We start from the raw sequence: 11,913 nt of genomic DNA, 5'->3' as shown, positions 1-11,913 counted from the left end.
CAGTCCGCGCGTCGGCGCCGCGCCGCCGGTGCCGGAGACGCCTGGGGGCCGGTGGCGCGCGTCGTGGCCCCGGCCGTCAGCGCGATGGCGCCTCCGGCCATGCGAACCCCTCGCGCGCGGCCGCCACCTCGAGATCGCCGGCGGCGATGGCCGCGCCCGGATCGTCCAGCACGTCGTCGATCGCGGCGCCGGCGCCGGCGCGGCCCCACAGGCCCACCCAGGTGTCGCGGCCACTGCGCTTGGCGGCGTAGAGCGCGCGGTCGGCCAGGATCACCGCATCCGGCCAGTGGCCGGATTCGGCGCCGGCCACGCCACCGGCACGCGGCGGAAACACGGGCACCGCGGCGAAGCCGATCGACACCGCGACCGTGCCCACGCCGCCGCCGACCGTCGCCGCCGCGACCGCGTCGCGCAGGCGCGCCGCCACGGTGCATGCGCCGGCCAGGTCGAGTTCGCGCCGGCCGACCAGGAATTCCTCGCCGCCCCAGCGTGCGACCACCGCGTTGTCGCCGCAGGCCTCGGTCAGCGCGCGGGCCACCGTCACCAGCGCCGCGTCGCCGACGCCGTGGCCGTGGCGGTCGTTGATCGCCTTGAAATGGTCGATGTCGATCAGGAACACCACCGTCCGCGCGTCCCCGGCGTCGACCCGCGCGGGCACCATCGCGCCCAGGCGCTTGCCGGCGGCGTGGCGGTTGAGCAGTCGGGTCAGGCTGTCGCGGGTGCTGAGGTTGCGCAGGCGCCGCGTCACCCTGCGCTGGTACGCGAAGAAGCCCAGGGCCAGCAGCAGCAGCACCGCCAGCGCCACGACCGCGAGGTTGCGCTGGCGGCGCTCGTGCGAGGCGCGCAGGCTGCCGAGTTCATTTTCCTTGCGCGCCAGGACCAGGGCCTCGCGGTTGTCGGCATCCATCAGCCTGGCCTGTACCCGCGCCAGGCCGTCGAGCTGGCTGGTGCGCAAACGCGCCAGCTGGCCTTCGTAGGCGTCGCGGCTGGCCGCGAAGGCGGCGCGCCAATCGCCGTCGGCCGCCAGTGCGTCCGCGCGCAGCCGCAGCGCCAGGTCGCGTTCGGCATGGAAGCCGCTGGCCGGAAGCTGCGACAGCGCGCGCTGCACGTCAGCCGACGCCTGCGCCGGTGCATCGGCCGCCAGGGCCAGCTGCGCCTGCAGCAGGGCGGTGCGCGCGGCCCCGGACGCGTCGCCGCCGTCGCGCTGGCGCGCGAACACGCGCTCGAGCCTTTGCCGGGCCGTCGGGCCGCCGTCGAGCGCTGCCAGTTCGGCCTCCACGCGATCCAACACGACGCCCTGGTCTGCGCCGCGTGCCGCGGCCAGCGCGCCTTCGAAGTGATCCCGGGCCTCGTCCAGGCGGCCCATGCGCAGAACGTTCAGGCCACGGTTGTAGCCGAGCACCGCCATCGGCGCCCCATGGGCGGCATTGACCCGCGCCGCCTGCTCGAACAACGCCTCGGCCTCGGCGTAGGCCGCCAGTTCCTCGCTGTGGACCAGGGCGATGTTCACCAGGGTGGTGACCTGTGCCTCCCAGGCATCGGCCTGCTCCGCGGCGCGAAGCGCACGGTCGTAGGCGGCCAGCGCGCCCGGGATGTCACCGGCCAGCTGCAGCGTCAGGCCGGCGTTGGACAGCGCACGCAGCCGGTAGCCGGGGGGCATGGGATGCGCAGCGAGCAGGGCCTCCACTCGCTCCACCCCGGCCCGGGCCGCGTCCGCTTCGCCCATCAGCGCGCGCGAGGCGGCCTGGCAGGCTTCGAACACGAGCGCATCCGGCGGCTGCAGCCCGCCCTCGCGCAGGCGCTGCGCGGCCAGCGTCGCCGCCGCCTCGGGGTCGCTGTGGCGCAACTGGTAGCAGCGCAGGGCGTCGGGATGCAGGGTCCATTCGCCGGCCTGCGCCGCGATCTGCGGCGGCAGCAGCACCAGGGCGAACAGCAGGCAGCAGGTGGCGAGGGAGGCTGGGCGCCGGTGCGATGTCGTCGGCAACGGGGACTCCTGTGTCGGCGAGGCTCGATGGAAGATTGATAGAATCCCACGTTTTCGCGAGCCGATTGCCCCCGCCATGATCGAACTCAATCCCGTCCGCCAGCGCATCGCCGACCTCGCCGGTCGGCTGGATGCGCTGAGGGGGTTTCTTTGACTACGACGCCAAGCGCGAACGCCTCGAGGAAGTCGAGCGCGAACTCGAACACCCCGACGTCTGGAACGATCCCGAGCGCGCGCAGGCGCTGGGCCGCGAGCGCTCGCTGCTCGACAAGACCGTCAACGGCATCCGCGGCCTGAGCGAGGGCCTGGCGGGCGCCGGCGAACTGCTCGACCTGGCCGAGGCCGAGGACGACGAGGACACCGCGGTCGCGGTGGTGGCCGATGTCGACGGCTTCCAGAAGGGCGTGGAGCAGCTGGAATTCCAGCGCATGTTCTCCGGCAAGATGGATACGGCGAACGCCTTCGTCGACATCCAGGCCGGCGCCGGCGGCACCGAGGCGCAGGACTGGGCCGAGATGCTGCTGCGCATGTACATGCGCTGGTGCGAGTCGCGTGGCTGGAAGACCGAGCTGATGGAGGCCAGCGGCGGCGACGTCGCCGGCATCAAGTCGGCCACGCTGCGGGTCGAGGGCGACTACGCCTACGGCTGGCTCAAGACCGAGACCGGCGTGCACCGGCTGGTGCGCAAGTCGCCGTTCGATTCCGACAACCGCCGCCACACCAGCTTCACCTCGGTGTTCGTGTCTCCGGAGGTCGACGACAACATCGACATCGAGATCAACCCGGCCGACCTGAAGACCGACGTGTACCGCTCGTCCGGCGCCGGCGGCCAGCACGTCAACAAGACCGAGTCGGCGGTACGCATCACCCACGTGCCCACGGGGATCGTGGTGGCCTGCCAGACCGGGCGCAGCCAGCACCAGAACCGCGACAACGCGATGAAGATGCTGGCCGCCAAGCTCTACGAGCTGGAAGTCCAGAAGCGCAACGCCGAGCGCGACGCGGTGGAGGCGACCAAGTCCGACATCGGCTGGGGCAGCCAGATCCGCAATTACGTGCTCGACCAGAGCCGGATCAAGGACCTGCGCACCGGGATCGAACGCAGCGACACCCAGAAGGTGCTCGACGGCGACCTGGACGAGTTCGTCGAGGGCAGCCTGAAGGCGGGGCTGGAGGCCGGGTCGAAACGCTCCGATGCAGTGTGAGTGGGTCGCGGCGCCGTGCCGGCCCGGTGCTCGCCCGGCACGTTCCGCGTCCGGTTCCATCCGCAACCCGCTGATCCGCTGCAGCGGGCGTGCCGCACGCGCTAGGCTTGCCACGCCCGCGTTCCACCCGGTGCCTGCCGCACGACCGGTTCGCCCGGCGCCGTGACATTCGGCCCCCGCTGCCGAGGCCTGTCGACAGATTCACCGATTCCCGCCCTCCAGATCCCGACCACACCATGACCGATTCCGCGTCCGCCCCTCCCGCGCCCGTCGACGACAACGCCCTGATCGCCGAGCGCCGCGCCAAGCTGGCCGCGCTGCGGGGGCAGGGGATCGCGTTCCCGAACGACTTCCGCCGCCATCACGAGGCCGGCGACCTGCAGGCGCAGTACGCCGATGCCGCGCAATGGACCGGCGAGGCGCTCGAGGCCGAGGGCCGGCGCGTGTCGCTGGCCGGACGCATGCTCGCCAAGCGGGTGATGGGCAAGGCCGCGTTCGCGCAGCTGCAGGACGTGGGCGGGCGGATCCAGCTGTTCCTGCAGTCCACCACGCTGGGCGCGACCTACGACGCGTTCAAGACCTGGGACGTGGGCGACATCGTGGCCGTGGAAGGCACCCTGATGCGGACGAAGACCGGCGAGCTGTCGGTCAAGGCCGAAACCCTGCACCTGCTGACCAAGTCGCTGCGCCCGCTGCCCGACAAGTGGCACGGCCTGGCGGACGTGGAGCAGCGCTACCGCCAGCGCTACGTCGACCTGGTGGTGACGCCGGAGGCGCGCGAGGTGTTCGTCAAGCGCTCGCGCATCATCGCCGCGATCCGGCGCTGGCTGGACGCGCGCCGGTTCCTGGAGGTCGAGACGCCGATGATGCACTACATCGCCGGTGGCGCCGCGGCCCGTCCGTTCGTGACCCACCACAACGCGCTCGACCTCGAGCTCTACCTGCGCGTGGCGCCGGAGCTGTACCTCAAGCGGCTGGTGGTCGGCGGCTTCGAGCGCGTGTACGAGATCAACCGCAACTTCCGCAACGAGGGCGTCAGCACCCGGCACAACCCCGAGTTCACGATGCTGGAGCTGTACGAGGCCTACGTCGCCTACGAGGAGGTCATGGACCTCACCGAGGGCCTGATCCGCGACGTGGCGCAGGAGACCCTGGGCACCACCGCCCTGCAGTGGGAAGGCAACGCGATCGACCTCGGCCCCGCGTTCCGGCGCTGGAAGCTGGAAGAGGCGGTGCGCGAGCTCAACCCGCAGATCAGCCAGGCCGACTGCCGCGACCGCGAGGCGCTCGCGCGCCACTGCGCGGCGCTGAAGGTCCCGGTCAGGCCGTCCTGGGGCTGGGGCAAGCTGCTGCTGGAGATCTTCGAGAAGACCGTCGAGGGCGGGCTGGTGCAGCCGACCTTCATCACCCACTACCCGGTGGAGGTCTCGCCGCTGGCGCGGGAGTCCGACACCGAACCGGGCATCACCGACCGCTTCGAGCTGTTCGTCGGTGGCCGCGAGATCGCCAACGGCTTCAGCGAGCTCAACGATCCCGAGGACCAGGCGGCGCGTTTCCGCGCCCAGTTGGAGGCCAAGGCCGGCGGCGACGACGAAGCCATGCACTACGACGCCGACTACATCCGGGCGCTGGAAGTCGGGCTGCCGCCGACCGGCGGGCTGGGCGTAGGGATCGACCGGCTTGTGATGCTGTTCACGGATTCGGCCTCGATCCGCGACGTGCTCCTGTTCCCCTACATGCGGCCCGAAGCCGGCCACTGAGCGGGCTGCGGGCGCGCCGGACTTCCGCCGCGGCACCTGGCCAGCCCGGGACAGGGCGGGGTGGGCCGACGCACGAGTGGTGGATTTAGGGCATGATTCGGTCAGCTTCTGACCTGCGGACGGGCGGATTCCCGTTGGTTTCGTGAACCAGGTCGCATTATGGAGGGATCCGGCTTGGGCACAGGACTTGCTTACGATTACGTCAGGCGGCGGTCCGAACGCGGACGCACCGACCCGTCGCCCCGGGGACCTGCCGCGCATATGAACATCGTCATCGTCGACGACCAGACCTCAGCACGCACCATGCTGCGGCACATCCTCGAGGACATCAGTCCCGAGCTGGAGGTGCTCGACTTCGGCGACCCCCAGCAGGCGCTGCGCTGGTGCGAGGAGAACCGCCCCGACCTGCTGCTGCTCGATTACCGGATGCCGGTGATCGACGGTCTCGAGTTCGCGCGCCGGTTCCGCAAGCCGCTGCTGCACCGCGACGTGCCGATCGTGCTGGTGACCGTGGTCGGCGACGAGCCGATCCGCCAGGCCGCCCTGGACGCCGGCGTCATCGATTTCCTGGTCAAGCCGGTGCGTCCGCGCGAGCTGCGCGCGCGCTGCCGCAACCTGCTGCAGCTGCGCCAGCAGTCCGAATCGATCAAGCAGCGCGCGCTGTCGCTGGAACAGCGGCTGCTGTCGAGCATGCACGAGGTCGAGGAGCGCGAGCGCGAGACCCTGCACCGGCTCGCCCGAGCGATCGAGTACCGCGATGCCGGCACCAGCGCCAACCTCGCCCGGCTGGCGGCGATCGCCGGCCTGATCGCCGAGCAGCTGGGGATGTTCGAGGACGAGGTGCGGATGATCGAGCTGGCCGCGCCGCTGCACGACATCGGCAAGATCGCGATCCCCGATTCGGTGCTGCTCAAGCCCGGCCCGCTGGACGACGCCGAGACCGCTGTGATGCGCGAGCACCCGCGCATCGGCCACGAACTGCTCACCGGCAGCCAGAACCGCTTCATCCAGATGGGCGCCACGATCGCGCTGCGCCACCAGGAGCGTTTCGACGGCAGCGGCTATCCCGACGGCCTGGCCGGCGACCAGATCCCGCTCGAAGCCCGCATCGTGGCCGTGGCCGACGTGTTCGACGCGCTGGTCTCGCAGCGGCCCTACAAGCGGGCCTGGAGCATCGACGAGGCGCTGGCCTACATCGAGGAGCAGTCGGGCAAGCTGTTCGACCCGACCTGCGCGGCCGCCCTGCTCAGGAGCCGTGACCGCATCGAGGACATCTGCCGCCGCTATCCCGCCGCGGAGGGCGCCCGGCGTTGAGCCGCGTGGCCGTCCCGCTGTTCGATCTCGTGCGCGCGCGGCTGTCCAACCGCCCGGACAGCGAGCACGGCCAGGCGATCGTGCGGCTGGTGATGCTCGCGGTCGTGTACCTGTATCTCTACTTCGCGTTCGAAGGCGATCCGTCGCTGGTCGGGCCGCTGTTCGCCTCGCGCACGATCCTGACCATCGATTTCGTGGTCGCCTTCGGCATCTTGGCCTGGATCGTCGCGCGGCCCGGCATCTCGCACCCGCGTCGCGTCCTGGGCATGGTGATCGACAACGTGCTGATGGGCACGGGCATGTACCTGCTGGGCGAGAAGCTCGCGCCGATGTACGTGATCCTGCTGTGGGTGACGATCGGCAACGGCCTGCGCTTCGGCCCGCGCTACCTGTACGGCGCGATCGGCTTCGCCGCGGTGACGTTCTCCACCGTGGTGATGTACACGCCGTACTGGCAGGCCAATTCGTGGCTCGGCTGGGGCCTGGTGATCGGCCTGGTGGCGGTGCCGCTGTACCTGATCTCGCTGCTGCGCGCGCTGATCGAAGCGACCAACGCCGCGAAGGCGGCGAGCGAGGCGAAGAGCCGGTTCCTGGCCAACATGAGCCACGAGTTCCGCACCCCGCTCAACGGCATCGTCGGCATGTCCGAGCTGCTGATGTCCTCGAAGCTGGACGTGGACCAGCGCGACAGCGCGCAGGTCATCCAGACCTCGGCGCGCTCGCTGCAGCTGCTGGTCGACGACGTGCTGAACCTCTCGGCGATCGAGGCCGGGCGCTTCAACCGCATCGATACCGACTTCTCGCTGCGCGAGCAGCTCAAGTCGATCCACCTGATGCTGCTCCCGGGCGCGCAGGCGAGGGGGCTGGCGCTCGAGCTGAACATCGGCGCCGACGTGCCCGACCTGCTGCACAGCGACGCCAACCACCTGCGCCAGATCCTGATCAACCTGCTGTCGAACGCGATCAAGTTCACCGAGGAAGGGCAGGTCACGCTCGACGTGTCGCTGGCCGGGGACGCGGACGCGCGCAACGCGCTGCTGCGGTTCTCGGTGCACGACACCGGCATCGGGATCCCGGCGTCGGCGTTGGAGCGGATCTTCGACGCGTTCGAGCAGGTCGAGTCGGGCCGCGGCCGCCGCTTCGGCGGCACCGGCCTGGGCACCACGATCGCCAAGGCCCTGACCGAACTGCTCGGCGGCACGATCAGGGCCGAGAGCACGGTCGGGGCCGGGTCGCACTTCCACGTCGAACTGCCGATGCGGCTGGCCGACGTGCAGCTGGCGCCGGAATCCCGCCCGCACGACAACGTCATCGCATTCTCTGACCCCTTCGTCCGCCACCGCGCGCGCGTGCGTTCGCTGCGGATTCTGGTCGGCGACGACCAGGCCGCGAACCTGATGGTGATGCGCAAGCTGCTGGAGAAGGCCGGCCACCGGGCCTACATCGTCAATGCGGGCGAGGACATCCTCGACGCGATCGAGAACCAGCAGTTCGATGCCGTCATCACCGACCTGCACATGCCCGGGATCAGCGGCCTCGAAGTGATCAAGCAGGCGCGCTTCATGGAGGCGGGACGCAAGCGCACGCCCTTCATCGTGCTCAGCGCCGACGCCACCAGCGAGGCCCAGGCCGAGTGCGAGCGCGCGGGCGCGTTCGCCTACCTGACCAAGCCGATCGCGGTCGACCGGCTGCTGCAGAAGCTGGCGGACATCGCCGAAGGACAGGCGGACGCGTCGGTTGCGGCGGTGGCCCCGGCGTCGGCGCCGGGCGCCGCGGCGCAGGAAAACGTGGTCTCGAAGCACATCCTCGACGAACTGCGCGAGATGGGCCTGGGCGAAGAATTCGTGCAGCGCTTCCTCGGCGAGTGCGCGCGCGATGCGCGCAAATGCATCGCCGACATCGAGCTCGCGGGGAATGCCGCGCGCTGGGAGGAGTTCCGCGACGTCTGCCACGCGCTCAAGGGCACCGCCGCCAACATGGGCGCGATGCGCATGAGCGAGACCGCATCTGCCGGCATGCGCATGCCCGTGGACCAGCTGTCCCGCGACTGGGCTGGATTGAGCAACCGCCTGCGCCAGCAGCTGGAGCAGGCGCTGGCCGCCCTGCGCGAGCAGGGCGACCTGGTGCCCACCGAAGCGGACGCCGACGCCTGAGCCACGCCGCCGGTGGCGACGCCGGGTCAGCGCTGGGCGTGGCCGCCGACGATGTCGCTGCCGGTCGCGGCTTCGTCGTCCGCGGGCCGCTTGAGCTGGGCGCGCACCAGGCGCTCCATGGTCCGCAGCTGGCGGTCGCCGAGCTGCAGCGCGGTATCGACCCAGATCCGGGTAATCCGCATCAATTCGTCGTGGCTGACCGGATGGGCGCCCTCGCGGACCCGGTGCAGGGCCAGCCGGGCCCCGGCCGAGCGCCGGTTCTGCCGGATCAGCTCGTGCACCGCGCGCACCCCTTCGCCCTTGGGGACCAGCACGTCGACCAGGCCCATGCGGTGCAGTTCGTCGCTGCTGTACATCGTTCCGGACAGCATCATCTCCTCGGCGACCCGGGGGCTGACGCGCTGGGTGAGCAGGGAATAGGCGCCCATGCCCGGGAACAGGCCGAACAGGACTTCGGGGAAGCCCATCTGCACGCCCTTTTCGGCGACGATGGTCTGGCAGGCGAGGGCGAGCTCGAGCCCGCCACCCAGGGCGTCGCCCTCGACCAGGCCGATGGTATGCGCGTTGGGATGGATGCGGCTGTGCAGCAGGTGGATGCTGTCCACGCACTCGCTGGCATAGTGCAGCAGGCCGTCGGCATCGCGCGCCCGGATCAGCTTGAGGAACAGCCCCAGGTCACCGCCGAGGTTGAAGACGTGGGTATCGGAGCCCAGGACCACGTGGGCGAGATGCGTCGGCGATTCCTTCGCGGAGCGGTCGATGGTGTCGATCGCATGGCGGGCGAACAGGCGCAGCTCGCGCAACATCTTCGGCGAGAAGCAGGCCCTGTAGGTCGGGTCCGCGAACGCCTGCTGGGCGTGCATGAAGCACCACAGGCTGTCGTTGGACGGGTCGTGTTCGACCCGGATGGTATTGAAGGAATGGTCGCGGTGCAGCAGCTCGACGTTGGTCATGAGGGTCCCCTGGGGGGCCGCCAGGGTCACGTCGGACCGGGGGTGGATGGCGGCCGGAAATGTGAAGTACGTCCGACCGCACGATTCTATGCGCCCATTTGGCGCCGCTTGCAAGCGCTATCTGCCCCTCTGCGGCAGAACCTGCCTCGCGGGCGGGAGGGCCTCACCCGGTTTTCACGCCGATTCGTCGCGCAGCGCCCGGCGCAGGATCTTACCCACATTGGTTTTGGGCAGTTCGTCACGGAATTCAACGGTCCGGGGCTGCTTGTAGCCGGTCAGGTTCTCGCGGGCGTGGGCCTTGACCTGGTCGGCGGTCAGCGCGGGGTCCTTGCGCACGATGACCAGTTTGACCGCCTCGCCCGAGCGCTCGTCCGGCACCCCCACCGCGGCGACCTCCAGCACCCCGGGCATCATCGCGATCACGTCCTCGATCTCGTTCGGGTACACGTTGAAACCCGAGACCAGGATCATGTCCTTCTTGCGGTCGACGATGTAGAAGAAGCCCTTCTCGTCCATCTTCGCCATGTCCCCGGTGTGCAGCCAGCCGTCCGCGTCGATGGCGGCGGCCGTCTCCTCCGGGCGGTTCCAGTAGCCCTTCATCACCTGCGGGCCCTTGACGCACAGTTCGCCCACTTCGCCGGCGGGCAGCATGCGCCCGTCCTCATCCTTCACGCACACGTCGGTGGACGGCACGGGCAACCCGATCGCGCCGTTGTAGTCGGCCAGGTCCATCGGATTGATGCACGCGGCCGGCGAGGTCTCGGTCAGGCCGTAGGCTTCGACCAGGGTGACGCCGGTGACCTTCTTCCAGCGGTCGGCCACCGCGCGCTGCACGGCCATGCCGCCGCCCAGGGTGAGGTGCAGCTTCGAGAAATCGATCGTGTCGAAACCGGGCGTGTTGAGGAGCCCGTTGAACAGGGTGTTGACGCCGGTGATCGCGGTGAACGGTTCGCGCTTGAGCTCCTTCACGAACCCGGGCATGTCGCGCGGATTGGTGATCAGGATGTTCTTCGCGCCGTACTTCATGAAGACCAGGCCGTTGGCGGTCAGCGCGAAGATGTGGTACAGCGGCAACGCGGTGACGATGACTTCCTCGCCCAGGCGGACGTTGGTCCCGATCCAGGCCGAGGCCTGCTGCATGTTGGCCACCAGGTTGCGGTGGGTCAGCATCGCGCCCTTGGCCACGCCGGTGGTCCCGCCGGTGTACTGCAGGAAGGCGATGTCCTCGTGGGTGATCGCGACCTCGGGCAGCGCGTGGCGGTCGCCGGCCTCGAGCGCGGCGCGGAAGCGGATCGCCGACGGGATGTCGAAGTCCGGCACCATCTTCTTCACGTTGCGCAGCACGAAGTTGACGATCGCGCCCTTGGGGAAGCCGAGCATGTCGCCCAGCCCGGTGGTGATCACCTGGCGGATGGCGGTGTCGGGCAGCACGTCCTGCACCACGCGGGCGAAGTTGTCGAGCACCAGGATCACGCTGGCGCCGGAGTCGACCATCTGGTGGCGCAGCTCGCGCGGGGTGTACATCGGATTGACGTTCACCACCGTGAGCCCGGCGCGCAGGATGCCGAAGGTGGCGATCGGGTACTGCAGGCAGTTGGGCATCATGATCGCGACGCGATCACCCTTCTTGAGCCTGAGTTCGCCGAGCAGGTACGCCGCGAAGCGGCGGCTCAGCGCATCCACCTCGGAATAGGTGAGCACCTTGCCCATGCTGGAGAAGGCCGGTCGATCGCCGAACTGGCGGATCGACTGCTCCATCACGGCGGGGATGGACGGGAATTCGTCGACGTCGATTTCCGCGGGGACACCGGCGGGATACTGCGCGAGCCACGGGCGTTCGATCGTCATTCCATCCCCTCCACGGAACTGTTGGCCGGCACTCGTGCGATACCGTTGGGTATCGATTGGAGCATAGGCTCCAGAGGCTGGCAAGGCGCCCCGCACATGCTTGCGGGACGCGCGATCGGGGGCGGGCGGGTACCGCATTGCCGTACATTTGCGAGGACAGAGGAGAACATCGCATGGCAGGTCATCCAGACCGCAAGCAAGGCGCGTGTCGCATGGAAGCACCACGCAGGTACGGGCTGCGCTGGGCATGGCTCGCGTGCGCGTGGTGCCTGGTGCTGGCGTCTGGCTGTGCGCGTACCGATCCGGAACAGGCCCTGCGCGCGACGGTGGCCGAGCTGCACGCCGCGATCGAAGAGCACGATCCTGCTGCGATGCAGCAGCACCTGGCGGAAGACTTCATCGGCAACGACGGCCTCGACCGCGATGGTGCGCGGCGACTGGCCGCCGCGATCCGCCTGCGCTACCGCGATCTGGCGATCGACACCGGGCCGCTGCAGGTGGACATCGAGGAGACGAGTGCCATCGTCCGATTCACCGCGGCATTGCGCGGTGGATCCGGAGGCCTGCTGCCGGAGAGCGCGCGCATCTACGAAGTCGAAACCGGCTGGCGGCGGGACGAAGGCGAGTGGCTGCTCACCAGCGCCCGCTGGACCCCGCGACTTTAGCTGTCCGCCACGCTGACGCGTGCCATGTCCG

Annotated in this window: 8 protein-coding genes; 5 read left to right on the top strand and 3 right to left on the bottom strand. The window is 69.8% G+C overall.

The annotated features are described in order from the left end of the window. Positions 1–76: 76 nt before the first annotated feature. The gene (locus QFW80_RS04880; RefSeq protein ID WP_280600237.1) at positions 77–1,984 is read right to left on the bottom strand and encodes a GGDEF domain-containing protein; all 1,908 of its coding nucleotides are present in this window, start codon (positions 1,982–1,984) and stop codon (positions 77–79) included. Between the two features lie 76 nt (positions 1,985–2,060). Between QFW80_RS04880 and prfB the strand changes: the two genes are divergently transcribed. From prfB to QFW80_RS04860, 4 genes are all read left to right on the top strand, one after another. After that, positions 2,061–3,189, top strand: a protein-coding gene (gene prfB, locus QFW80_RS04875; RefSeq protein WP_280600236.1) for a peptide chain release factor 2 whose coding sequence is annotated in 2 segments (ribosomal slippage) — positions 2,061–2,135 and positions 2,137–3,189 — 1,128 coding nt in all. Because the reading frame shifts where the segments join, the coding sequence is not laid out codon by codon here. A gap of 236 nt (positions 3,190–3,425) precedes the next feature. Further along, positions 3,426–4,949: a lysine--tRNA ligase gene (gene lysS / locus QFW80_RS04870; RefSeq protein ID WP_280600235.1), complete on the top strand. Its 1,524-nt coding sequence runs from the start codon at positions 3,426–3,428 to the stop codon at positions 4,947–4,949. 261 nt (positions 4,950–5,210) lie between these two features. Next, positions 5,211–6,263 (top strand): two-component system response regulator, encoded by a 1,053-nt coding sequence (locus tag QFW80_RS04865; protein ID WP_280600234.1) that lies wholly within the window; start codon positions 5,211–5,213, stop codon positions 6,261–6,263. 5 nt (positions 6,264–6,268) lie between these two features. Further along, positions 6,269–8,416 (top strand): ATP-binding protein, encoded by a 2,148-nt coding sequence (locus QFW80_RS04860; protein WP_280600621.1) that lies wholly within the window; start codon positions 6,269–6,271, stop codon positions 8,414–8,416. Between the two features lie 26 nt (positions 8,417–8,442). Here the strand turns inward: QFW80_RS04860 and QFW80_RS04855 are convergent, their stop codons facing one another. Both QFW80_RS04855 and QFW80_RS04850 read right to left on the bottom strand, forming a co-directional pair. Then, positions 8,443–9,369: a crotonase/enoyl-CoA hydratase family protein gene (locus QFW80_RS04855; protein WP_280600232.1), complete on the bottom strand. Its 927-nt coding sequence runs from the start codon at positions 9,367–9,369 to the stop codon at positions 8,443–8,445. Between the two features lie 174 nt (positions 9,370–9,543). Continuing rightward, positions 9,544–11,217, bottom strand: a complete 1,674-nt coding sequence (locus tag QFW80_RS04850) for a long-chain fatty acid--CoA ligase (protein WP_280600230.1) — start codon at positions 11,215–11,217, stop codon at positions 9,544–9,546. Between the two features lie 212 nt (positions 11,218–11,429). Between QFW80_RS04850 and QFW80_RS04845 the strand changes: the two genes are divergently transcribed. After that, on the top strand, positions 11,430–11,882 hold the full coding sequence (locus tag QFW80_RS04845; protein ID WP_280600228.1) for a nuclear transport factor 2 family protein: 453 nt from the start codon (positions 11,430–11,432) through the stop codon (positions 11,880–11,882). The last annotated feature ends 31 nt before the right edge of the window (positions 11,883–11,913 follow it).

This window comes from Luteimonas rhizosphaericola (assembly GCF_029888045.1).
Classification (GTDB): domain Bacteria; phylum Pseudomonadota; class Gammaproteobacteria; order Xanthomonadales; family Xanthomonadaceae; genus Luteimonas; species Luteimonas rhizosphaericola.
This window is presented reverse-complemented; position numbering and strand designations above follow the sequence as displayed.